The organism is Streptomyces sp. NBC_01454, assembly GCF_036227565.1.
GTDB lineage: Bacteria > Actinomycetota > Actinomycetes > Streptomycetales > Streptomycetaceae > Streptomyces.
Map to the genome: position 1 here is coordinate 6226655 of NZ_CP109460.1, position 21079 is coordinate 6247733.

Genomic DNA, 21079 nt, shown 5'->3' on the forward strand with positions numbered 1-21079 from the left:
CGAACGAAAGGCCGCGTGATGAGCATCGAGCGCGTACGGACCGACAACCCCTGGGAAGAGCGGATCGGCTTCGCACGCGCCGTGGCCGCCGGCGACCGGGTCCTGGTCGCCGGCACGATGCCACTGGTCGACGGCGTGCTCCAGGGCGAGGGCGACCCCTACGTCCAGACCCGGGCCGCCCTGACCGGCGCGCTGGCCGCCCTCAAGCCCTTCGGCCTGGGCGCCGACGCGGTGTTGCGCACCCGCCTGTACCTCACCCACCTGCGCGACGTGGACGCGGCCGGCCGCGCCCACCGGGAGCTGTTCGAGGCCACCCCGCCGGTCGCGACCTTGGTCGTGGTCTCCGGCTTCGTCGACTCCCGCGTCCTGGTCGAAGTAGAACTAGAAGCATTCCGAGAACTGACAGAGAGGCCCCCACAGACATGACCCTGGCGGTCCGAGTCATCCCTTGCCTGGACGTCGACAACGGCCGGGTCGTCAAGGGCGTCAACTTCCAGAACCTGCGGGACGCGGGCGACCCGGTCGAGATGGCGAAGATCTACGGCGAGGAGGGCGCCGACGAGCTGACCTTCCTCGACATCACCGCCTCCTCCGGCAACCGCGAGACCACCTATGACGTGGTGCGCCGCACCGCCGAGCAGGTCTTCATCCCGCTGACCGTCGGCGGCGGGGTGCGCACCCCCGACGACGTCGACAAGCTGCTGCGGGCCGGCGCCGACAAGGTCGGCGTCAACACCGCCGCCCTCGCCCGCCCCGACGTGATCCGGGAGATCGCCGAGCGCTTCGGCAGCCAGGTCCTGGTGCTGTCCGTCGACGCCCGCCGCACCGACGCCGGCACCCCCTCCGGGTTCGAGGTCACCACCCACGGCGGCCGCCGCGGCACCGGCGTCGACGCCGTCGAATGGGCTCACCGCGCCGCCGCCCTCGGGGCCGGCGAGATCCTGCTGAACTCCATGGACGCCGACGGCACCAAGGACGGCTACGACGTCGAGATGATCGAGGCGGTCCGCAAGCACGTCACCGTCCCGGTGATCGCCTCCGGCGGCGCCGGCCGGCTGGCGGACTTCGCCCCGGCCGTCGTGGCCGGCGCGGACGCGGTGCTCGCCGCCTCCGTCTTCCACTTCGGCGACCTGCGCATCGGCCAGGTCAAGGAGGCCCTGCGGGGCGCGGGGCACCCGGTGCGCTGACACGAAGATCATGAACGCGTAGGCTCCGCCCATGAGCCGTGTCAACGATGTGGGTGGGCAGACCGGGTTCGGGGCGCTGGAGATCGAGGCGGACGAGCCGCCGTTCCATGCCGACTGGGAGGCGCGGGTGTTCGCGCTGAACTCCGCGCTGGTACGCAACGGGGTCTACCGCCTCGACCAGTTCCGCGACGCCGTCGAGCGGATGGACCCGCAGCGGTATCTGGCGTCGTCGTACTACGAGCGGTGGCTGCTCGCGATCGAGACGCTGCTGGCCGAGCGGGGGCTGCCCGGTGCGGGCTGAGTTCCGGGCGGGGGAGCGGGTGCGGGTGCGCGCCGGTGACCCCGCGGGGCATACGCGGGCGCCGCGCTATGTGCGCGGGCAGGTGGGACGGATCGTCGAGTGCCAGGGCAGCTGGGAGCTCGCGGACGAGGTGGCGGCGGGCGTCGCCGAGCCGCGGGTGGAGCCCGTCTACACGGTGGCGTTCGCCGCGGGCGACCTGTGGGGCGAGGGCGGTCACGAGGTCACGGTCGACCTCTGGGAGTCGTACATCGAACGGGCAGGGGAGGACGGGGCATGAGCGGCGAACACACGAGTGTGCCGGTGGCGGCACGGGTGCGGCGGCTGGAGGAGCGGCTGATCGAGGCCGGGGTGGTCGCACAGGACCAGCTGGACGCGGCCCTCGCCGCGATGCTGAAGGGGGCCTCGCCGGTCAACGGGGCGCGGATCGCGGCGCGGGCCTGGAGTGACGAGGGGTTCCGGGAGCGGCTGCTGGCCGACGCGAACGCGGCGCTGCCCGAGGTGGGGCTGTCGATGGCGGGCGGCATCAAGGAGCAGCGGCTCAAGGTCGTCGAGAACACCGCCACCACCCACCACGTCCTGGTGTGCACGCTGTGCTCCTGCTATCCGGTCGGGCTGCTGGGGCCGTCGCCGTCCTGGTACAAGAGCGAGGCCTACCGTTCGCGGGTGGTCCGCGAACCGCGGGCCGTGCTGGCCGAGTTCGGGCTGGAGCTGCCGGACGACACCGAGATCACGGTGTGGGACTCCAGCGCGGAGAGCCGCTACATGGTTCTGCCGCGGCGGCCCGGCGGCACCGCGGGGTGGAGCGAGCCGGAGCTGGCCGCGCTCGTCACCCGCGAAGGGCTCATCGGGACCGCCGCGGTCTGACTCAGCGCCCGGTGCGCGCCGCCCGGAGGAACGCGCGGTTCATCGCGGTGATGCTGAACAGCTCGATGCCCTTGGGGCAGGCGGTGGCGCACTCGCCGGCCAGGGTGCAGCCGCCGAAGCCCTCCTCGTCCATCCGCGCCACCATGTCCAGCACCCGGGAGTCCCGTTCGGGAGCGCCCTGCGGCAGGGCACCGAGGTGGTTGACCTTGGCCGAGGTGAAGAGCATCGCCGCGCCGTTCGGGCAGGCGGCCACGCAGGCGCCGCAGCCGATGCACTCGGCGTGCGCGAAGGCGGCGTCGGCGGCCGGCTTGGGGACGGGTGTGGCGTGCGCCTCGGGGGCGGCGCCGGTCGGCGCGGTGATGTAGCCGCCGGCCTGGATGATCCGGTCGAAGGCGGAGCGGTCGACGACCAGGTCCCTGACGACGGGGAAGGCGGCGGCCCGCCACGGCTCGATGTCGATGGTGTCGCCGTCCGCGAAGGACCGCATGTGCAGCTGGCAGGTGGTGGTCCGCTCCGGGCCGTGCGCCTCGCCGTTGATGACCAGGCTGCACGCGCCGCAGATGCCCTCGCGGCAGTCGTGGTCGAAGGCGACCGGCTCGTCACCGCCGAGGAGGAGCTCCTCGTTGAGGGTGTCGAGCATCTCCAGGAACGACATGTCCGGCGCGATGCCGTCCACCTCGTAGGTGGTCATGGCGCCGGGGGCGCCGGCGTTCCGCTGGCGCCAGACGCGCAGGGTGAGCCTCATGCGTAGCTCCGCTGGGTGGGGTGGACGTACTCGAAGACCAGGTCTTCCTTGTGGAGGACGGGGGCCCGGCCGGTGGCGGTGAACTCCCAGGCGGCGGCGTAGGAGAACGCCGCGTCCCGGCGCTCGGCCTCGCCGTCGGGGGTCTGTGACTCGGTGCGGAAGTGGCCGCCGCAGGACTCGGCGCGGTGCAGCGCGTCGAGGCACATCAGCTCGGCGAGTTCCAGGTAGTCGACGATGCGGTGGGCCTTCTCCAGGGACTGGTTGAACTCCGCGCCGGTGCCCGGCACCTTGAGGCGGCGCCAGAACTCCTCGCGCAGCCGCGGAATCCGGTCGAGGGCCGTGCGCAGCCCCTCCTCGCTGCGGGCCATTCCGCAGTGCTCCCACAGCAGCGCGCCGAGCTCGCGGTGGAAGGAGTCGGGGGTGCGGTCGCCGTCGACGGCCAGCAGCCGGTCCAGGCGCGCCGTGGCCTCGTCGACGACCGCCGCGGCCGCCGCGGCCGCCGGATGGCCGGCGTCGAGCGGGCCGTCGAGCGGGGCGCGGGCCAGATAGTCGTTGATCGTCGAGGGGAGGACGAAGTAGCCGTCGGCCAGGCCCTGCATCAGCGCGGAGGCGCCGAGGCGGTTGGCGCCGTGGTCGGAGAAGTTGGCCTCCCCGATCGCGAACAGGCCGGGGACGGTGGTCTGGAGGTCGTAGTCGACCCACAGCCCGCCCATCGTGTAGTGCACGGCGGGGTAGATCCGCATCGGCACCTCGTACGGGTCCTCCGCGGTGATCCGCGCGTACATCTCGAAGAGATTGCCGTACTTCTCCTCGACCCGGGCCCGGCCCATGCGTGCGAGGGCGTCCGCGAAGTCCAGGTACACGCCCTGGCCGCCGGGGCCCACACCGCGGCCCTCGTCGCAGACGTTCTTGGCGGCGCGGGAGGCGATGTCGCGCGGGACGAGATTGCCGAAGGAGGGGTAGAGCCGCTCCAGGTAGTAGTCGCGCTCCTCCTCGGGGATCCGGCCGGGCGGGCGGGCATCGCCCGTGGCCTTCGGGACCCAGATGCGGCCGTCGTTGCGCAGCGACTCGCTCATCAGCGTCAGCTTCGACTGGTGGTCGCCGGTGCGCGGGATGCAGGTCGGGTGGATCTGGGTGAAGCAGGGGTTGGCGAAGTACGCGCCGCGGCGGTGCGCCCGCCAGACGGCGGTCGCGTTGGAGTGCATGGCGTTGGTCGACAGATGGAAGACATTGCCGTAGCCGCCGGACGCCAGCACCACGGCATCGGCGAAGTGGGTGCCGATCTCCCCGGTGACCAGGTCCCGGGTGACGATCCCGCGGGCCCGCCCGTCGGCGACGACGAGGTCCAGCATCTCGGTGCGCGGGTGCAGTTCCACGTTCCCCGCCGCGATCTGCCGGGACAGCGCCTGGTAGGCGCCCAGCAGCAGCTGCTGGCCGGTCTGGCCGCGGGCGTAGAACGTCCGGGAGACCTGGACGCCGCCGAAGGAGCGGGTGTCGAGCAGACCGCCGTACTCCCGGGCGAACGGCACGCCCTGCGCGACGCACTGGTCGATGATCTCGACGGAGAGCTGTGCCAGCCGGTGCACGTTCGACTCCCGGGCGCGGAAGTCGCCGCCCTTGACGGTGTCGTGGAACAGCCGGTGGACCGAGTCCCCGTCGTTGCGGTAGTTCTTCGCCGCGTTGATGCCGCCCTGCGCGGCGATCGAGTGGGCACGGCGCGGGGAGTCCTGGTGGCAGAACTGGACGACGCGGTAGCCCTGTTCGGCGAGGGTGGCGCCCGCCGAGCCGCCCGCGAGGCCGGTGCCGACCACGATGACGGTGTGCTTGCGGCGGTTGGCGGGGTTGACCAGCTTCGCCTCGAAGCGGCGGGTGTCCCAGCGTTCGGCGACCGGCCCGGCCGGCGCCTTGGTGTCGGCGACCGGCGCACCGGTCGGATAGTCCGCGAAAGAAGCCATGGTCAGCTCACCACTCCGGTCATGACGGCAACGGGTACGGAGGCGAAGCCCACGGTCAGCACCAGCGCGAGGAGGCCGGCGGTGGTCTTCAGGGCACGGTCGCGGCGGCGGCTGCCGACGCCGAGGGTCTGCGCGGCGCTGTGGAACCCGTGCCGGACGTGCAGCCCGAGCGCCAGCACCGCGACGAGGTAGACGGCGTTGCCGTACCAGGTGGAGAAGGTGTCCACGACGTTCTGGTACGGGTGGCCCGGCTGGAAGCCGCCGGGGTGCACGGTGCCGGTCGTCAGGTCGAGCAGATGCCAGACGAGGAACAGCCCCAGGATGACCCCGCCCCAGCGCATGGTGCGGGTGGCATAGCTCGTGCGCGCCTTCCGGTGCGCATAGGCGTCGGGGCGCGCCCTGACATCGCGGCGGCTGAGCTGGTAGGCGCTGACGGCGTGCGCCACGACGGCGGCCACCAGGACGACACGGACGAGCCACAGCGCCCACTCCTCGTGCAGGAAGGGAGCGCCGGCCGTCCGCAGCCAGTGCGCGTAGTGGTTGAACTCGTCCGCCCCGAAGAAGATCTTCAGGTTCCCGAGCATGTGGACGACCAGGTAGAGCAGCATGACCAGGCCGCTGACGGCCATCACGGCCTTCTTGCCGACGGTCGAGTGCCACAGCGGGTGGGGCGGGGACGGCCGTCGGTCCGTCCGTGTGTCCGTTGCCATGGTTCCCGACGGTAGGGACGCCGGGGTTCATCAGTCCAAGACATGGTGCGGCTCATCCCCATAGGGCCTGCCTATCGATGGCCTACAGTCCCCTCATGCAGCTGCAGCAGCTCCGCTACTTCACCGCCGTGGCCGACACCCGCCACTTCACCCGCGCCGCCGCGCGCGAACACGTCGCCCAGCCCTCCCTCTCCCAGCAGATCCGGTCCCTGGAACGGGAGTTGGGCGCCGAACTCTTCCACCGTGCCCGCGGCCACATCTCCCTCACCGATGCCGGCGAGACCCTGCTGCCGTTCGCCCGGCGCATCCTCGCCGACGCCGACACCGCCCGCCGCGAGGTCCAGGACGTCGCCCGGCTGCGCCGCGGGCGGCTGCGCCTCGGTGCCCCGCCCAGCCTCTGCGCCAGCCTCGTCCCCGACGTCCTGCGGGCCTTCCACGCCGCCTACCCGGGCGTGGAGCTGCTGGTGACCGAGGACGGCTCCCAGGACCTCGTCCGGGCACTGGCCGACGGCGCCCTGGACCTGGCCCTGATCATCACCCCGCTCCCCCTCCAGGCCCCCGCCCTGGCCACCTCCGACCTGCTGCGCGAGGAACTCGTGGTGGTCTCCGCCCCCGACCGCCCCGCCCCCGCCGGCCGGCGCACCCGCATCCGGGTGGAGGATCTCCGCGACCGGCCGCTGGCCATGTTCCGCCGCGGCTACGACCTGCGGGAATTCACCACCGCGGCCTGCCGGGCGGCCGGCTTCGAACCGTCCTTCACCGTCGAGGGCGGCGAGATGGACGCCGTCCTCGGCTTCGTCCGGGCCGGACTGGGCATCGCCGTGGTCCCCAGCATGGTCGCCGAACGCTCCGGCCTGCGGGTCACCCCGTTCGCCACCCCGGGGATGCACCGCGTGGTCTCCGTCGCCCACCGCGGCGACGTCTCCCCGCCGCGCGCCGCCCGGGAACTGGAGCGCATCCTGCGCGCGCACCTGGCGGCGGACCCGCCCCGGCCCGGCCGCGGCCCGGCAGCCGGGTGACCGCGCCGCCCCGCCACGCGGCCACCGGGCGCGGCCCCGTGGCAGGGCACCGGAGCCGGTCGTAGGCTGACCGCATGTCGACCCATGCGAAGCGTGAACGGCTCCTTCTCGCCGACCTGTTGGAGAGCGCCGGCCCCGAGGCGCCGACGCTGTGCGAGAACTGGAGCGCGCGGGAACTGGCCGCGCATGTGGTGGTACGCGAACGGCGCGCCGACGCGGCCGGCGGGATCCTCGTCAAGCCGCTGGCCGGACGGCTGCGGCGGGTGCAGGCGGAGTTCGCCGGCAGGCCGTACGAGGAGCTGATCCGACTGATCAGGACGGGGCCGCCGCGGATGTCGCCGTTCGCGCTGAAGCAGCTCGACGAGGCGTCCAACACCGTCGAGTTCTACGTCCACACCGAGGACGTACGGCGGGCGCAGCCGGACTGGGCCGCGCGGGAGCTGGACCCCGTCTTCGCGGACGCCCTGTGGTCCCGGCTCGAGCGGATGGCCCGGGTGCTGGGCCGCAGGTCGCCGGTGGGCCTGGTGCTGCGGCGGCCGGACGGGCGCACCGCGGTCGCCCATCGCGGCACCCCGGTGGTCACGGTCGTCGGCGAGCCCGGCGAGCTGACGATGTTCGCCTTCGGCCGGCAGGAGGCGGCCGACGTCGCGCTGGACGGCGACAAGGAGGCGATCGACCGGCTGCTGGCGGCCGAACTCGGGGTCTGAGCCCCCCGCCCGCTCCGGCCGCTACGTCCGGAACACCACCACCAGGATCGCCACGGCCACCGCCACCGCCGCCGCACACACCGCCCCCAGCACCCGCGCGGCCACCCGCGCGGCACGGTCCGGATCCGGCGGCGGTGGCGGCACGGACGGCTCCCTGTGAGGATGCATGTCTGCAGGATGCCGCACGGCACAATGGGACCCATGACCAGCAGTCGCACCACCGCCCCCGGCCCGGCCCCCGCGGCGGGCTCCGCCCTCGACCCCGCCATCGCCGCCCGCCTCAAGCGCGGCGCCGACGGCCTGGTCCCCGCCATCGCCCAGCAGTACGACACCGGCGAGGTGCTGATGCTCGGCTGGATGGATGACGAGGCGCTGCACCGCACCCTGACCACCGGCCGCTGCACATACTGGTCCCGCAGCCGCCAGGAGTACTGGGTCAAGGGCGACACCTCCGGGCACGTCCAGCACGTCAAGTCGGTGGCACTGGACTGCGACGCCGACACCGTCCTGATCAAGGTCGATCAGGTCGGCGCCGCCTGCCACACCGGGGACCGCACCTGCTTCGACGCCGACGTTCTGGCCACCGAGACCCGCTCCGACCAGTAGGCTCCGCTGCCATGACCACGGGAACCACCGGCACCGCCACTCCGGACCTCGACACCTTCCGTACCCTCGCCAAGGACCGCCGGGTCATCCCCGTCACCCGGCGCCTCCTCGCGGACGGTGACACCCCGGTCGGCCTCTACCGCAAACTCGCCGCCGAGCGCCCCGGCACCTTCCTCCTGGAATCCGCCGAGAACGGCCGGACGTGGTCGCGGTACTCCTTCATCGGCGTCCGCAGCGCCGCGACCCTCACCACCCGCGACGGGCAGGCGCACTGGCTCGGCACCCCGCCGGTCGGCGTCCCCACCGACGGCGACCCGCTCCAGGCGCTGCGCGCCACCGTCGAGGCGCTGCACACCCCCCGCGACCTCGTCGAGGGCGCCGGACTGCCGCCGTTCACCGGCGGCATGGTCGGCTACCTCGGCTACGACATCGTGCGCCGCCTGGAGAAGATCGGTGAGCAGACCACCGACGACCTGCGGCTGCCCGAGCTGACCATGCTGCTCACCTCCGACCTCGCCGTCCTGGACCACTGGAGCGGCACGGTCCTGCTGATCGCCAACGCCATCAACCACAACGACCTCGACACCGGCGTCGACGAGGCCTACGCGGACGCGGTCGCCCGGCTGGACACCATGGCCTACGACCTCGCCCGGCCCGCGCCCGCGAGCGCCGCCGCGATGCCGCCGTCCGAGGTCCCGCCGTTCACCATGGAGTGGGGCGGCGCCTCCTACCAGGAGGCCGTCGACGACATCAAGGAGCGCATCCGGGCCGGCGAGGCCTTCCAGGTCGTGCCCTCCCAGCGCTTCGAAACCCCGTGCACCGCGAGCGCCCTGGACGTCTACCGGGTGCTGCGGGCCACCAACCCCAGCCCGTACATGTACCTCTTCCGCTTCGAGGGCGGCGAGGGCGCCGAGCAGGGGCCCTTCGACGTGGTGGGCTCCAGCCCGGAGGCGCTGGTCACGGTCGAGGGCGGCCGGGCCACGGTCCACCCCATCGCCGGCACCCGCCCGCGCGGCGCCACGGTGCACCGGGACCAGGCCCTGGCCGATGAGCTGATGGCCGACCCCAAGGAGCGCGCCGAGCATCTGATGCTGGTCGACCTGGGCCGCAACGACCTGGGCCGGGTCTGCGAGCCGGGCAGCGTCGAGGTCGTCGACTTCATGTCCATCGAGCGCTACAGCCATGTGATGCACATCGTCTCCACGGTCACCGGGCAGGTGGCCGAGGGCCGCACCGCCTTCGACGTGCTCACCGCCTGCTTCCCCGCCGGCACCCTCTCCGGGGCGCCCAAGCCGCGCGCCCTGCAGATCATCGAGGAGCTGGAGCCGACCCGGCGCGGGCTGTACGGCGGCTGCGTGGGCTATCTCGACTTCGCCGGCGACTCCGACACCGCCATCGCGATCCGCACGGCCCTGCTCCGCGACGGCACCGCCTACGTCCAGGCGGGCGCCGGGGTGGTCGCCGACTCCGACCCGGTGGCCGAGGACACCGAGTGCCGCAACAAGGCCGCCGCCGTGCTGCGCGCCGTCAACACCGCCAACCACCTGGGAAAGTGACCGGCCGCACGCCCCGTACCCACCCCGCGCACCGGGCCCGCCCGGCCGGTGCGCGATAGTGGTACGCGTGACTGCCGCACCCCAGACCCCCACCGACGCCGCGCCCGCGGACGCACCGGCCCCCGCGCCGGCCGCAGCCGCCCGCGGCGCCCGGCGCAGCCTCGCCTTCGCCCTGCTGGCCGGCGCGGCCGGCGCGGGCCTGGCGCTGCTGGCCTCCGGCCGCATCTGGGCCCGGGGCTCCGCGGAGCTGGCCCAGGGCGCGCTGCCGCGCAGCGTGACCGGCGCCGATGTGACCGGCGTGCCCGGCGCGCTGGCCGTCGTCGGCCTGGCCGCGCTGGTCGCCGTCTTCGCCGTGCGCCGGGTCGGCCGGATCGCGGTCGCCGCCCTGCTCACGCTCAGCGGCGCGGGCATCGCCACCGCCGCCGTGCTGGGCACCTCCGACACCTCCGCGCTCCGCGAGAAGGCCGCCACTGCGGTCGGTCTGACCGGCGCCGGTGTGCATCACGTCACGCACACCGGCTGGCCGTGGGTGGCCGCGGCCGGCGGCGCGCTGCTGCTGCTCGCCGGGCTGCTGGCGCTGGTTCACGGCCGCCACTGGCCTGCGATGTCGGGCCGCTACGAGCGCACGCCCGGCGGCGCCCGCGGCCCGCGCCGGGCTCCGGCCCCGCCGGATCTGGACCGTCCGGAGGAGATCTGGAAGTCCCTGGACCGCGGTGAGGACCCCACCCGGTAAAGGTGCCCCGCCGGGCATCGGTGACAATGGCCGATGAGGATCACCGCGCCCCGACCCCGGCGCGACAGAGCAACGAGGAGCATTCATGTCGAGCAGTGGCCACGGACACACCCCCGCCGCCTGGACGGGCGTCATCATCTCGTTCATCGGCTTCTGCGTCTCCGGAGCCTTCATCGTGCTGGGGAACGTGCCCGGCTTCTGGGCCGGCATCGTGCTGATCGGTCTCGGTGCCGTGGCCGGCGGTCTGATGCGTGCGGCCGGCATGGGCCAGGAGCCCCGCCGCTCCGCCGAGCCCGCCGCCGCGGCGCAGGCCCAGCCGCAGGAGGGCTGAGCTCCCGCCCCCGTGGCGCCCGCCCGGCGCCACCCCCGCAGCTCCCTTCGAAGGCGCCGCTTCCCGGCCCGTACGCACCCCAGGTGCCGTACCCGCCGTCCGTACCCGCTCCGTACGGCGGCCGAGAAGCTGCGCCTTCGCGCGCAGCGCCGCACAATCGCCACGTGAGCGATCCCGCGGCGCGGCTCGCGCCCCCGGCCCCCCGGCAGCGCGCGCTGCCCCGCCGTCTCGCGGCACCCCTGGGCACCCTGGCCGCCGCCCTCGCGGCCTTCGCCTACGTCGGGGCCGTCGATCCCCACGAGCCCGGGCACTACCCCGTGTGTCCGCTGCTGCATCTGACCGGCCTGTACTGCCCGGCCTGCGGCGGACTGCGCAGCGCCCATGACGTCGCCCACGGCGACCTCAGCGCGGCCCTGGGCGCCAACGCCCTCGCGGTGGCCGGATACGCCGCCGCCGCGGTCTTCTGGGCGCTGTGGCTCGGCCGCGCGGCGCGGGGCCGTCCGACGGCGGGACCCCGGCCGCGGGCCGTCCACTGGGCGGCGCTGGCCGGGCTGCTGCTGGTCTTCACGCTCGTCCGCAACCTCCCCTTCGGCAGCGCGCTGGCCCCGTGAACCGCCGTCGGCGCACTCCGCCTCTTTGGTGAATGTCCAGGTCGTGGGACCGCGGTCGGCCGGATGCAGGACCTGTAGGCCATGGCGGATACCATCAAAGGACCGGATGGGGCGGCTCGTCCCACAGGTCACTGTCCACCTCCCCCGTTCAAGAAGGAGGCCGCTCGCGTGAGTGTGCTCGACGAGATCATCGACGGGGTCCGTGCCGACCTCGCGGAGCGGCAGGCCCGCGTCACTCTCGACGAGCTCAAGGAGCGGGCCCGCAAGGCACGCCCCGCGAAGGACGGCGTCGCGGCCCTCAAGGGCGAGAGCGTGACGGTGATCTGCGAGGTCAAGCGCTCCAGCCCCTCCAAGGGCGCGCTCGCCGCGATCGCCGACCCGGCCGGCCTGGCCGCCGACTACGAGGCGGGCGGCGCGGCGGTCATCTCCGTCCTCACCGAGCAGCGCAGGTTCGGCGGTTCGCTGGCCGACCTGGAGGCGGTCCGCGCCAAGGTCGACATCCCCGTCCTGCGCAAGGACTTCATCGTCACCGCCTACCAGCTGTGGGAGGCCCGCGCCTACGGCGCCGACCTCGCGCTCCTGATCGTCTCCGCGCTGGAGCAGGAGGCCCTGGTCTCGCTGATCGAGCGGGCCGAGTCGATCGGGCTGACGCCGCTGGTCGAGGTGCACGACGAGGAAGAGGTCGCCCGCGCGGTGGACGCCGGCGCCAAGATCATCGGCGTCAATGCCCGCAATCTGAAGACTCTGGAGGTCGACCGCGGTAACTTTGCCCGGGTCGCCCCCGAGATCCCCGACCACATCGTCAAGATCGCCGAGTCCGGTGTCCGCGGACCGCACGACCTGATCGCCTACGCCAACGACGGCGCGGACGCGGTGCTGGTCGGCGAGTCGCTGGTCACCGGCAAGGACCCCAGGACCGCGGTGGCCGACCTGGTCGCCGCCGGCTCCCACCCGGCGATCCGGCACGGCCGGTCCTGACCGCCCGCCTCCAGGACAGGACACCCTCTCCGACATGACCGCCGCCCCCCGCCGCCCCGTGGCCAAGTGCTCCGCCCTGCCCTCGTGGCACCGCGGCTGCCGCGCGCCCGCGCGCCGGGTCCACGGGCGCCGGGTGCGGTACCACATCGGCTCCGAGCCGGGACAGATCAACGGCAGGCGATGGCGAAGGGGGCCCGCGCGCTGACGCGCCGGCCCCGTGCCGGCGCCGCGATGCCCCCGAAGGCATCCGCGTCCGCACCGCCCGCGGTACCGGCCCGGCCGGCTCCGCGGCGGCGGCGACCCCGTTCAGCGCGCCGCCCTTCCGTCATGCCCACCGCCCGATGAACCGGACTTCCGGGGTGCGTACCCCGGACGAGGAGTGCGTCAGATGTCCTCCGAATTCTTCCTTCCCGACCCCGAGGGGCACCTCCCCAGCGCCGAGGGCTACTTCGGCGCCTTCGGCGGCACCTTCATCCCCGAGGCGCTGGTCGCCGCGGTCGACGAGGTCGCCGCCGAGTACGAGAAGGCCAAGGCGGACCCCGCCTTCGCGGCCGAACTCGACGATCTGCTGGTCAACTACACCGGGCGGCCCAGCGCACTCACCGAGGTGCCACGGTTCGCCCGCGAGGCCGGCGGGGCCCGGGTCTTCCTCAAGCGCGAGGACCTCAACCACACCGGCTCCCACAAGATCAACAACGTGCTGGGCCAGGCACTGCTCACCCGGCGGATGGGCAAGACCCGGGTCATCGCCGAGACCGGCGCCGGCCAGCACGGCGTCGCCACCGCCACCGCCTGTGCCCTCTTCGGCCTCGACTGCACCATCTACATGGGCGAGCTCGACACCGAGCGCCAGGCGCTCAACGTCGCCCGGATGCGGATGCTCGGCGCCGAGGTCATCGCCGTGAAGTCGGGCAGCCGCACCCTCAAGGACGCCATCAACGAGGCCTTCCGCGACTGGGTCGCCAACGTCGACCGCACCCACTACCTCTTCGGCACCGTCGCCGGCCCGCACCCCTTCCCCGCGATGGTGCGCGACTTCCACCGCGTCATCGGCGTCGAGGCCCGCCGCCAGATCCTCCAGCGCGCGGGCCGGCTGCCGGACGCGGCCGTGGCCTGTGTCGGCGGCGGCTCCAACGCCATCGGCCTCTTCCACGCCTTCCTCCCGGACGCCGGCGTCCGGCTCGTCGGGTGCGAGCCCGCCGGCCACGGCATCGAGACCGGCGAGCACGCGGCCACGCTGACCGCCGGCGAGCCGGGCATCCTGCACGGCTCGCGCAGCTACGTCCTCCAGGACGAGGAGGGCCAGATCACCGAGCCGTACTCCATCTCGGCCGGTCTGGACTACCCCGGCATCGGGCCCGAGCACGCCTACCTCAAGGACAGCGGCCGCGCCGAGTACCGCGCCGTCACCGACGACGACGCGATGCGGGCGCTGCGCCTGCTCTCCGAGACCGAGGGCATCATCCCGGCCATCGAGAGCGCCCACGCCCTCGCCGGGGCGCTGGAGCTCGGCAGGGAGCTCGGTACGGACGGACTGATCGTGGTCAATCTGTCCGGGCGGGGCGACAAGGACATGGACACCGCGGCCCGCTACTTCGGCCTGTACGACACCGACGCCGCCGTCGAGGCGGACACCGACGCCGCCGGCGCGGAGATCGAAGGGGACGCCAAGTGAGCGGAAACATCCAGCTGTTGAGCGACACCCTCGCCGCCGCACAGGCCGAGGGCCGGTCCGCGCTCATCGCCTACCTGCCCGCCGGGTTCCCGACCGTCGACGGCGGCATCGAGGCGGCCAAGGCCGTCTTCGCCGGCGGCGCGGACATCGTGGAGATCGGGCTCCCGCACAGCGACCCGGTCCTCGACGGCCCGGTCATCCAGACCGCCGACGACATCGCCCTGCGCGGCGGCGTGAAGATCGCGGACGTGCTGCGGACCGTGCGCGAGGCGCACGCGGCCACCGGCAAGCCCGTGCTCGTCATGACGTACTGGAACCCGGTCGACCGCTACGGCGTCGAGCGTTTCACCGCCGAGCTGGCCGAGGCGGGAGGGGCCGGCTGCATCCTGCCCGACCTGCCGGTCCAGGAGTCCGCGACCTGGCGGGAGCACGCGGCCAAGCACGGTCTGGCGACCGTCTTCGTCGTGGCCCCCAGCAGCAAGGACGCCCGGCTCGCCGAGATCACGGCGGCGGGTTCCGGTTTCGTCTACGCCGCCTCGCTGATGGGTGTCACCGGCACCCGCGAGTCGGTGGGCGCCGAGGCGCAGGACCTCGTCCGGCGCACCAAGGCGACGACCGGCCTGCCGGTCTGCGTCGGCCTCGGGGTCTCCAATGCCGAACAGGCCGCCGAGGTGGCCCGGTTCGCGGACGGCGTGATCGTCGGTTCGGCGTTCGTCAAGCGGCTGCTGGCCTCCGACGGCGACCTGGCGGCCGGCCTCGCCGGGGTCCGGGCCCTCGCGGGCGAGCTGGCCGAGGGCGTACGCACACGCTCCTAGGGGCGGGGCGCGCCGGGCAAACGTCCACGTCGCACCGGCGCGCTGTCCCTCGATAGGGCGAACATCGGTGCGGAGGGGTGCAGGGTCACCCCTCCGCTTCGTTGTCCAGGGGCGTGAGCCAGAAGAACCATGAGGGTATGAGAACCGCCCGCGAGCGACTGCAGGAACAACGGGACAAGGAGAAGGCGCGCGCCCGGCACCGGCGGCAGGCGATCGTCGCCGGATCGGTGGTGGTGGTGCTGGCGATCGCCGGCGGCATCGCGGTCTGGGCGTCGTCGTCGTCCGGCGACGGCGGCGGCAAGAGCGACCAAGCGCTCGCCGTCCCGAAGCAGGCGAGCGACGGCAAACGGCCCGCCGTCCCGGTGGGCGCGGCCAACGCCCCGTCCACCCTCACGGTGTGGGAGGACTTCCGCTGCCCCGCCTGCCAGCAGTTCGAGACCGGCTTCCGCCCGGTCGTCCACGAACTCGTCGACTCCGGCCAGCTCAAGAACGAGTACCACCTCGTCACGATCATCGACGGCAACTCCGGCGGCAAGGGATCCCTCAACGCCGCCAACGCCGCCCTGTGCGCGCAGGACGCGGGCAGATTCCGCGAGTACCACGACGTCCTCTACGCGAACCAGCCGCCCGAACCGCAGGACAAGTTCGCCGACAAGCAGTACCTCCTCCAGCTGGCCGGCAAGGTCAAGGGGCTGGTGACCCCCGCCTTCACCACGTGCGTCAACGACGGCAGGTACGACCGCTTCGCGCAGAAGTCCAACGACGCCTTCGCCGGCTCCGGATACCGCGGCACCCCCACCGTCCTGCTCAACGGCAAGGACCTCTCGCAGGAGAAGGGCGGCCGGTTCACCCCGGCGGACCTGAAGAAGATGGTGCAGGACGCTAACAAGGGCAAGCAGCCCGGGAAGAGCCTCCCGCCGCACCCGAGCACCTCGCCCCACCCGGGGAAGCAGGCGGGCCACCACGGCACCGCACCGCACCACCGGCACACCGGCGTCCCGGACGCCCCGGACGCCCCAGGGGTTCCGGGCGCTCCGGGCGTCACGTCCCAGGAACGGCAGACCCACGACCGCCCCGCCGCACCCCGGGAACCGCGGAGCGCGGGGGGCCTCGCGCCGTCGTCCTAGCCCGCCGGTCCCGCACCGCCGGTCCGGCGGCCCGGACACTCAGCGTCATGGTCCGGGAGCGGGGTCGTTACGCAGCCGTAGCCGGGTGGGTTGTCGTCGACCCCGCCCGGCGCGGTAGCGTCGTCCCTGCCATGGACCTCGCATTCATTCCCAGCCCGTCGACCGGAGTCGTCTATCTCGGCCCGGTCCCGCTGCGCGGCTACGCATTCTGCATCATCATCGGCGTCTTCGTCGGTGTCTGGCTCGGCAACAAGCGCTGGGTGCAGCGCGGCGGCCGCTCCGGAACCGTCGCGGACATCGCCGTGTGGGCCGTGCCCTTCGGGCTGGTCGGCGGCCGCCTCTACCACGTCATCACGACGTACGAGCCGTACTTCGGCCCGAACGGCCACCCGCTCGACGCCTTCAAGGTGTGGCAGGGCGGCCTGGGGATCTGGGGTGCGGTCGCGCTCGGTGCGGTGGGCGCCTGGATCGGCTGCCGCCGGCGCGGCATCCCGCTCCCCGCGTACGCCGACGCGCTGGCGCCTGGCCTGGCCCTGGGGCAGGCGATCGGCCGCTGGGGCAACTGGTTCAACCAGGAGCTGTACGGCAAGCCGACCGATGTCCCGTGGGCGCTGAAGATCAGCTCCGACCCGGCCATCGGACGCATCGGCGGCACCTATCACCCGACGTTCCTCTACGAGTGCCTGTGGTGCATCGGCGTCGCCGCGCTGGTCATCTGGGCCGACAAGCGCTTCCGGCTCGGCCACGGGCGGGCGTTCGCGCTGTATGTCGCCGCCTACTGCGCGGGCCGCGCCTGGATCGAGTACATGCGCGTCGACGAGGCGCACCACATCCTGGGCCTGCGGCTGAACGTCTGGACCGCACTGATCGTCTTCGTCCTGGCCGTCGCCTACCTGGTGATCTCGGCCAAGAAGGCACCCGGCCGTGAGGCGGTCGTCGAGCCGGGAGCGGAGGACGCCGAGGAGGCCGACTCCGAGGGCGACCGGGACGCTGCCGGTGACGGCGGCGGCAAGGTCTCCGTCGAGAAGGCGTCCCCGAAGACCGCGTCCGACGACGGCGAGGCCGCGGCGGACACCGGGCCCGCGACGGACGCGGCCGGCGACGACAAGGCCGAGGCCCCGGCGGAGGAGTCCGCCGAGGACACCGCCAGGCCCGCCGGCAGCGGCAGCACCAAGAAGTCCTGAGGCGAAGCACCACACGCCGGCAGCGCCGGGTGGCCCCGATACGTTCGGGTCCACCCGGCGCTGTGGGTGGTGCTGTCGGCGGCGCGGCCACGGGGCGTGCGGCCGGGCCCAGCACCCGCCGGGGCCGGTCTCACAGTGCGCCCGCCGCACGCAGTCCGTCGATCTCGGCGCCGGTCAGACCCAGGGAGTCCAGCACCTCGTCGGTGTCCGCGCCGTGCGGGCGGCCGGCCCAGCGGATGGCGCCCGGCGTCTCGGAGAGCCGGAAGAGGACGTTCTGCATCCGGACGGTGCCCAGTTCGTCGTCCGGGACCTCGGTGATCGAGCCCAGCGCCTGGTACTGCGGATCCGTCATCACCTCGCGGATGTCATAGATCGGCGCGACGGCCGCCTCGGCCTTCTCGAAGGCGGCCATCACCTCGGCCCGGTCGTGCCGGGCGATCCAGTCGGCGACCGGCGCGTCCAGCTCATCGGCGTGCGCGGCCCGTCCCGCGCCGGTAGCGAACCAGGGCTCCGCGATCACCTCGGGGCGCCCCACCAGCCGCATCACCCGCTCGGCGACCGACTCCGCCGACGTGGAGACCGCCACCCACGAGCCGTCGGCGGTGCGGTAGATGTTGCGCGGCGCGACGTTGGCCGAGCGGTTGCCGGTCCGCGGCTGGACATGGCCGAGCTGGTCGTACCAGAGCGGCTGCGGGCCGAGGACGGTCAGCATGGGTTCGATGAGGGCCATGTCGATGACCTGGCCGCGGCCGGAGGCCGTCCGGGCGTGCAGCGCGGCCATCACGGCGTAGGAGGTGCCGAGGGCGGCGACGGCGTCCGCGAGCCCGAACGGCGGCAGGGTCGGCGGGCCGTCCGGCTCCCCGGTCATCGCCGCGAAGCCGCTCATCGCCTCCGCGAGCGTGCCGAACCCGGGGCGCCGGGCGTACGGGCCGAACTGGCCGAAGCCGGTGACCCGGGCCAGCACCAGCCGCGGGTTGACGGCGGACAGCTCCTCCCAGCCCAGGCCCCAGCGTTCCAGGGTGCCGGGCCGGAAGTTCTCGATCACGGCGTCCGCCCGGGCGGCGAGCCGCAGCAGCACGTCCCGGCCGCCCGGGTGGGACAGGTCCAGCGTCATGGTCTTCTTGTTGCGGCCCAGCAGCTTCCACCACAGTCCGATGCCGTCCTTGGCGGGGCCGTGGCCGCGCGCGGGATCGGGGCGGTGCGGATGCTCGATCTTGATCACCTCGGCGCCGAAGTCCCCCAGCAGGGTGGCGGCGAGCGGACCGGCGAACAGCGTGGCGAGATCGAGCACCCGCAGCCCGGCGAGCGGCCCGGCGGCGGGCGGCGGCGGGGAGGTGCGCCCGCCCGCGGCGGGCCCGGGCGCCGCGGACAGGGACGGGTCGGTCATGGTGCGGATGCCTCCGGTCGGTCGGTGGTGGGGGCGGCGGGTGCTCCGGTGGGTGCCCGCGGGGCCGGACGCGCCGGCCCGGCTCCGTGCCGGCGGGGGCCGTGGCGGTCACCGCCCGCCCGCCTCGGCCATCGCCGGGATGGCCGAGATCGCGGTGAAGGCCTGCTCATGGGTGCGGGCGCGGGACCGGTCGCGGGTGAAGATCTCCCGGGCGACGGTGGCCAGCGTGGTCCCGGGCGCCTGCAGATCGAGCCGGCTGGCGCGGGCGACCTCCTCGCTCCACTCCGCCGGCACCGCCGACGCGCCGCGCAGGGCGCCGACCAGCGCCCCGCTCATCGTGGCGATCGAGTCGCAGTCCCGCCCGTAGTTGACCGCGCCGAGCACCGTACTGCGGAAGTCGCCGCCGCCGATCAGCAGCATGCCCAGCGCGACGGGGAGTTCCTCGACGGCGTGCAGCCGGGAGGGGCGGCGGGCGCCGAGCGAGGGGTTGCGGTAGTCCGGGCCCACCGTGTCGAAGGGGGCGACGGCCGCCCGCAGCGGTTCCAGCGCCGACTCGTGATCGGTCAGCGACGACGCGGCCTCACAGACCGCCTCGATCGCGGCGCGGGTGCCGTCCTTGGCCAGCCGCAGCGCCTGGACGACGACGGAGGACGGGGTGGCGTCCGGGATGAAGGCCGCGGCCACGGCCGCGGCGAACACCCCCGCCGCCTCCCGCCCGTACGAGGCCTGATGGGCCCCGGCGATGTCCAGCGCCTCCGCGTACGCCCGGTCCGGATTGCCGGCGTTGACGACGCCGACCGGTGTCATGTACATCGCCGCACCGCAGTTGACGATGTTCCCGACGCCCGCCTCCCGCGGGTCCGCGTGCCCGTAGTGCAGCCGCGCCACGATCCACTTCTCGGTGAGGAAGATCCGTTGCAGCGGCAGCGCCTCGGCCTCCAGCTCCGGGATCCAGCGCGGGGTGCCGATCAGATCCGGCACCAGGTGGTCGGCGATGTCATAGGCGTCGAGGTGATCGCGCACCGTCTCGTAGACCCGCACCAGGGCGTGCGTCATCAGGGTGTCGTCGGTGACGTGCCCGTCGCCCTTGTGGTACGGCGCGATCGGCCGGGCGGTGCGCCAGTCGTCGTGGAAGGGGCCGACGATGCCGGTGACCCGGCCGCCGTGCCGCCGCACGATCTCCTCCGGCGACCAGCCCTGCACGGGCCCGCCGAGCGCGTCCCCGACCGCCGCCCCGACCAGGGCGCCGATCGCCCGGTCCTCCAGGGACGGCGGGACGGGGGCGGCCGCCGGCGCTCTCACCGGCGCCGGCTTCACCTCCGGCATGACCGCCCGGACCGCGGCGGCACCGAGGCCGGGGGCGTCCGGCGCGGCCGGGGTCTGCTCGCTTGCGTAGGTCATGTGCGGGTGGGTCCTTCCACGGTGGGGGAGGGGGCGGGGGCTCCGCGGCGGCCCCGGTCGCGTGCACCGCAGCGCGCCGTCCGGCGGCGCACGCGACCGGGACCGCCGCGCTTCATCCGTGCCACGCGGCGGCCCGGCTCTCCTCTCCCGGGCGTCACGGTCACCCGGTCGACCGCCCCGGACGGCGTCGCGGCCGCGGGTCCATGGCGGCGCCGCAGGGGGTGTGACCCGGATCTCATCGCCGATCTCGGGGAAAAACCGCAGGTCAGAGCGGTAAGTTCGGCCTTCCTTGCTAGCGGCGGAGGGTAAGAGGCGCATAACTTCGAGGTGTTGGAGGGGGAAGTGCCGCCATCGGCCCACACCTCGCTGTAGGGAGTAGGTACCGATATGTCCGTCATGGAGATCATGGATGCCGCGGCGCCGACGCATGTGGCGCACCGTGACAACCACACGCACCGCGATGTGAACGGCGGCTGGCTGCGCCCCGCCGTCTTCGGCGCGATGGACGGACTGGTCTCGAACCTCGCCCTGATGACGGGTGTCGCCGGCGGCGCGCTGTCGCAGCAGACGATCATCATCACCGGCCTGGCGGGACTGGCGGCCGGCGCCTTCTCGATGGCCGCGGGGGAGTACACCTCGGTCGCCTCGCAGCGCGAGCTGGTCCAGGCCGAGCTGGCAATCGAGCGGGCCGAGCTGCGCAAGCACCCGAAGGACGAGCTGGACGAGCTGGCGGCCCTCTATGTGTCGCGGGGCGTCGAGCCGGCGCTGGCTCGGCAGGTCGCCGAACAGCTCTCCTCGGACCCCGAGCAGGCCCTGGAGATCCATGCCCGTGAGGAATTGGGCATCGACCCCTCCGACCTTCCTTCGCCCACTGTCGCTGCCGTTTCCTCCTTCGGATCCTTTGCGCTGGGCGCGCTGCTGCCTGTTCTTCCCTATCTGCTGGGGGCTTCCGAGATCTGGCCGGCGGTGCTGCTCGCACTGGTCGGGCTGTTCGGCTGCGGGGCGGTCGTGGCCCGTGTGACGGCGCGCTCCTGGTGGTTCAGCGGACTGCGCCAGCTGGCCCTCGGTGGCGCCGCGGCCGGTGTGACGTACGCCCTGGGAGTGCTGTTCGGAACCGTCGTAGGGTGACGTGTCATGCGAGTGACTGCATAATTACCGCGTTACCCAACGGTTTCGAATTGATGACG

At 73.5% G+C, this 21079-nt stretch carries 25 protein-coding genes; 19 read left to right on the plus strand and 6 right to left on the minus strand.

Going from position 1 to position 21079, the window contains the following annotated elements:
• Nucleotides 1-18: 18 nt before the first annotated feature.
• The 5 genes from OIU81_RS27535 to OIU81_RS27555 are packed head-to-tail and all read left to right on the plus strand — an operon-like array spanning nt 19 to nt 2352.
• Nucleotides 19-426: a Rid family hydrolase gene (locus tag OIU81_RS27535; protein WP_329152010.1), complete on the plus strand. Its 408-nt coding sequence runs from the start codon at nt 19-21 to the stop codon at nt 424-426.
• A complete protein-coding gene (gene hisF / locus OIU81_RS27540) occupies nt 423-1187 on the plus strand; it encodes an imidazole glycerol phosphate synthase subunit HisF (protein ID WP_329152012.1) in 765 nt (254 codons plus the stop codon). Before OIU81_RS27535 ends, hisF begins: the two co-directional genes overlap by 4 nt.
• 31 nt (nt 1188-1218) lie before the next feature.
• Nucleotides 1219-1488: an SH3-like domain-containing protein gene (locus OIU81_RS27545; RefSeq protein WP_283781438.1), complete on the plus strand. Its 270-nt coding sequence runs from the start codon at nt 1219-1221 to the stop codon at nt 1486-1488.
• The gene (locus tag OIU81_RS27550) at nt 1478-1765 is read left to right on the plus strand and encodes an SH3-like domain-containing protein (protein ID WP_329152016.1); all 288 of its coding nucleotides are present in this window, start codon (nt 1478-1480) and stop codon (nt 1763-1765) included. Before OIU81_RS27545 ends, OIU81_RS27550 begins: the two co-directional genes overlap by 11 nt.
• Complete coding sequence (locus OIU81_RS27555; RefSeq protein ID WP_329152017.1) at nt 1762-2352, plus strand: nitrile hydratase subunit alpha; 591 nt, start codon at nt 1762-1764, stop codon at nt 2350-2352. Before OIU81_RS27550 ends, OIU81_RS27555 begins: the two co-directional genes overlap by 4 nt.
• A gap of 1 nt (nt 2353) precedes the next feature.
• On the opposite strand, the gene OIU81_RS27560 is transcribed toward OIU81_RS27555, so the two are convergent.
• Genes OIU81_RS27560 through OIU81_RS27570 form a run of 3 tightly spaced genes read right to left on the minus strand, consistent with a single transcriptional unit; the run spans nt 2354 to nt 5762 of the window.
• Nucleotides 2354-3097, minus strand: a complete 744-nt coding sequence (locus OIU81_RS27560) for a succinate dehydrogenase/fumarate reductase iron-sulfur subunit (protein WP_329152019.1) — start codon at nt 3095-3097, stop codon at nt 2354-2356.
• Nucleotides 3094-5052, minus strand: coding sequence for a fumarate reductase/succinate dehydrogenase flavoprotein subunit (locus OIU81_RS27565; protein ID WP_329152021.1), 1959 nt, complete (start codon nt 5050-5052; stop codon nt 3094-3096). The genes OIU81_RS27560 and OIU81_RS27565 overlap by 4 nt, the downstream gene beginning before the upstream one ends.
• Before the next feature lie 2 nt (nt 5053-5054).
• Nucleotides 5055-5762: a succinate dehydrogenase gene (locus OIU81_RS27570; protein WP_329152023.1), complete on the minus strand. Its 708-nt coding sequence runs from the start codon at nt 5760-5762 to the stop codon at nt 5055-5057.
• Between the two features lie 95 nt (nt 5763-5857).
• On the opposite strand from OIU81_RS27570, the gene OIU81_RS27575 reads away from it, so the two are divergent.
• Together OIU81_RS27575 and OIU81_RS27580 are read left to right on the plus strand one after the other, a co-directional pair.
• Nucleotides 5858-6781 carry a LysR family transcriptional regulator gene (locus OIU81_RS27575; protein WP_329152025.1) on the plus strand — a complete coding sequence of 308 codons (924 nt, stop codon included), beginning with the start codon at nt 5858-5860 and terminating at the stop codon, nt 6779-6781.
• Nucleotides 6782-6855: 74 nt separating this feature from the next.
• Nucleotides 6856-7488 (plus strand): TIGR03085 family metal-binding protein, encoded by a 633-nt coding sequence (locus tag OIU81_RS27580; protein WP_329152028.1) that lies wholly within the window; start codon nt 6856-6858, stop codon nt 7486-7488.
• Between the two features lie 21 nt (nt 7489-7509).
• On the opposite strand, the gene OIU81_RS27585 is transcribed toward OIU81_RS27580, so the two are convergent.
• A complete protein-coding gene (locus OIU81_RS27585; protein ID WP_329152030.1) occupies nt 7510-7656 on the minus strand; it encodes a hypothetical protein in 147 nt (48 codons plus the stop codon).
• Nucleotides 7657-7689: 33 nt separating this feature from the next.
• Here OIU81_RS27585 and hisI point away from each other — a divergent pair, with 33 nt between their 5' ends.
• From hisI to lgt, 11 genes are all read left to right on the plus strand, one after another.
• Nucleotides 7690-8094, plus strand: coding sequence for a phosphoribosyl-AMP cyclohydrolase (hisI, locus tag OIU81_RS27590; protein ID WP_329152031.1), 405 nt, complete (start codon nt 7690-7692; stop codon nt 8092-8094).
• 11 nt (nt 8095-8105) lie between these two features.
• Nucleotides 8106-9650 (plus strand): anthranilate synthase component I, encoded by a 1545-nt coding sequence (locus OIU81_RS27595; RefSeq protein ID WP_329152033.1) that lies wholly within the window; start codon nt 8106-8108, stop codon nt 9648-9650.
• A 67-nt stretch (nt 9651-9717) separates the two neighbouring features.
• A complete protein-coding gene (locus OIU81_RS27600; RefSeq protein ID WP_329152035.1) occupies nt 9718-10383 on the plus strand; it encodes a TIGR02234 family membrane protein in 666 nt (221 codons plus the stop codon).
• A gap of 85 nt (nt 10384-10468) precedes the next feature.
• Nucleotides 10469-10714: an HGxxPAAW family protein gene (locus tag OIU81_RS27605; protein WP_329152037.1), complete on the plus strand. Its 246-nt coding sequence runs from the start codon at nt 10469-10471 to the stop codon at nt 10712-10714.
• Nucleotides 10715-10878: 164 nt separating this feature from the next.
• Complete coding sequence (locus tag OIU81_RS27610) at nt 10879-11325, plus strand: DUF2752 domain-containing protein (protein WP_329152039.1); 447 nt, start codon at nt 10879-10881, stop codon at nt 11323-11325.
• 168 nt (nt 11326-11493) lie between these two features.
• On the plus strand, nt 11494-12303 hold the full coding sequence (gene trpC / locus OIU81_RS27615; protein WP_189099620.1) for an indole-3-glycerol phosphate synthase TrpC: 810 nt from the start codon (nt 11494-11496) through the stop codon (nt 12301-12303).
• Nucleotides 12304-12337: 34 nt separating this feature from the next.
• Nucleotides 12338-12508 (plus strand): tryptophan biosynthesis modulator TrpM, encoded by a 171-nt coding sequence (trpM, locus tag OIU81_RS42410; RefSeq protein ID WP_443074056.1) that lies wholly within the window; start codon nt 12338-12340, stop codon nt 12506-12508.
• A 183-nt stretch (nt 12509-12691) separates the two neighbouring features.
• Entirely contained in the window at nt 12692-13978 is a 1287-nt protein-coding gene (gene trpB / locus OIU81_RS27620; RefSeq protein ID WP_329152042.1) for a tryptophan synthase subunit beta, read from the plus strand.
• Nucleotides 13975-14793: a tryptophan synthase subunit alpha gene (gene trpA, locus OIU81_RS27625; protein WP_329152044.1), complete on the plus strand. Its 819-nt coding sequence runs from the start codon at nt 13975-13977 to the stop codon at nt 14791-14793. Before trpB ends, trpA begins: the two co-directional genes overlap by 4 nt.
• 137 nt (nt 14794-14930) lie before the next feature.
• Nucleotides 14931-15920 (plus strand): DsbA family protein, encoded by a 990-nt coding sequence (locus OIU81_RS27630; protein ID WP_329152046.1) that lies wholly within the window; start codon nt 14931-14933, stop codon nt 15918-15920.
• Nucleotides 15921-16051: 131 nt separating this feature from the next.
• A complete protein-coding gene (gene lgt / locus OIU81_RS27635; RefSeq protein ID WP_329152047.1) occupies nt 16052-17104 on the plus strand; it encodes a prolipoprotein diacylglyceryl transferase in 1053 nt (350 codons plus the stop codon).
• Between the two features lie 130 nt (nt 17105-17234).
• On the opposite strand, the gene OIU81_RS27640 is transcribed toward lgt, so the two are convergent.
• A complete protein-coding gene (locus OIU81_RS27640) occupies nt 17235-18491 on the minus strand; it encodes a CaiB/BaiF CoA transferase family protein (RefSeq protein ID WP_329152049.1) in 1257 nt (418 codons plus the stop codon).
• A gap of 108 nt (nt 18492-18599) precedes the next feature.
• A complete protein-coding gene (locus OIU81_RS27645) occupies nt 18600-19817 on the minus strand; it encodes an ADP-ribosylglycohydrolase family protein (RefSeq protein WP_329155402.1) in 1218 nt (405 codons plus the stop codon).
• Nucleotides 19818-20288: 471 nt separating this feature from the next.
• On the opposite strand from OIU81_RS27645, the gene OIU81_RS27650 reads away from it, so the two are divergent.
• Nucleotides 20289-21020: a VIT1/CCC1 transporter family protein gene (locus OIU81_RS27650; protein WP_329155404.1), complete on the plus strand. Its 732-nt coding sequence runs from the start codon at nt 20289-20291 to the stop codon at nt 21018-21020.
• Nucleotides 21021-21079 lie beyond the last annotated feature (59 nt).

What these genes read in the sequence shown, in the direction of transcription:
- OIU81_RS27630 (WP_329152046.1), top strand. Translation starts at nt 14,931, where the DNA reads ATGAGAACCGCCCGCGAGCGACTGCAGGAACAACGGGACAAGGAGAAG.
- OIU81_RS27560 (WP_329152019.1), bottom strand. Translation starts at nt 3,097, where the DNA reads ATGAGGCTCACCCTGCGCGTCTGGCGCCAGCGGAACGCCGGCGCCCCC.
- OIU81_RS27565 (WP_329152021.1), bottom strand. Translation starts at nt 5,052, where the DNA reads ATGGCTTCTTTCGCGGACTATCCGACCGGTGCGCCGGTCGCCGACACC.
- OIU81_RS27575 (WP_329152025.1), top strand. Translation starts at nt 5,858, where the DNA reads ATGCAGCTGCAGCAGCTCCGCTACTTCACCGCCGTGGCCGACACCCGC.
- OIU81_RS27570 (WP_329152023.1), bottom strand. Translation starts at nt 5,762, where the DNA reads ATGGCAACGGACACACGGACGGACCGACGGCCGTCCCCGCCCCACCCG.
- lgt (WP_329152047.1), top strand. Translation starts at nt 16,052, where the DNA reads ATGGACCTCGCATTCATTCCCAGCCCGTCGACCGGAGTCGTCTATCTC.
- hisI (WP_329152031.1), top strand. Translation starts at nt 7,690, where the DNA reads ATGACCAGCAGTCGCACCACCGCCCCCGGCCCGGCCCCCGCGGCGGGC.
- OIU81_RS27650 (WP_329155404.1), top strand. Translation starts at nt 20,289, where the DNA reads ATGGAGATCATGGATGCCGCGGCGCCGACGCATGTGGCGCACCGTGAC.
- OIU81_RS27595 (WP_329152033.1), top strand. Translation starts at nt 8,106, where the DNA reads ATGACCACGGGAACCACCGGCACCGCCACTCCGGACCTCGACACCTTC.
- OIU81_RS27580 (WP_329152028.1), top strand. Translation starts at nt 6,856, where the DNA reads ATGTCGACCCATGCGAAGCGTGAACGGCTCCTTCTCGCCGACCTGTTG.
- OIU81_RS27640 (WP_329152049.1), bottom strand. Translation starts at nt 18,491, where the DNA reads ATGACCGACCCGTCCCTGTCCGCGGCGCCCGGGCCCGCCGCGGGCGGG.
- OIU81_RS27555 (WP_329152017.1), top strand. Translation starts at nt 1,762, where the DNA reads ATGAGCGGCGAACACACGAGTGTGCCGGTGGCGGCACGGGTGCGGCGG.
- trpB (WP_329152042.1), top strand. Translation starts at nt 12,692, where the DNA reads ATGTCCTCCGAATTCTTCCTTCCCGACCCCGAGGGGCACCTCCCCAGC.
- OIU81_RS27535 (WP_329152010.1), top strand. Translation starts at nt 19, where the DNA reads ATGAGCATCGAGCGCGTACGGACCGACAACCCCTGGGAAGAGCGGATC.
- trpM (WP_443074056.1), top strand. Translation starts at nt 12,338, where the DNA reads ATGACCGCCGCCCCCCGCCGCCCCGTGGCCAAGTGCTCCGCCCTGCCC.
- OIU81_RS27645 (WP_329155402.1), bottom strand. Translation starts at nt 19,817, where the DNA reads ATGCCGGAGGTGAAGCCGGCGCCGGTGAGAGCGCCGGCGGCCGCCCCC.
- OIU81_RS27545 (WP_283781438.1), top strand. Translation starts at nt 1,219, where the DNA reads ATGAGCCGTGTCAACGATGTGGGTGGGCAGACCGGGTTCGGGGCGCTG.
- hisF (WP_329152012.1), top strand. Translation starts at nt 423, where the DNA reads ATGACCCTGGCGGTCCGAGTCATCCCTTGCCTGGACGTCGACAACGGC.
- OIU81_RS27585 (WP_329152030.1), bottom strand. Translation starts at nt 7,656, where the DNA reads ATGCATCCTCACAGGGAGCCGTCCGTGCCGCCACCGCCGCCGGATCCG.
- OIU81_RS27605 (WP_329152037.1), top strand. Translation starts at nt 10,469, where the DNA reads ATGTCGAGCAGTGGCCACGGACACACCCCCGCCGCCTGGACGGGCGTC.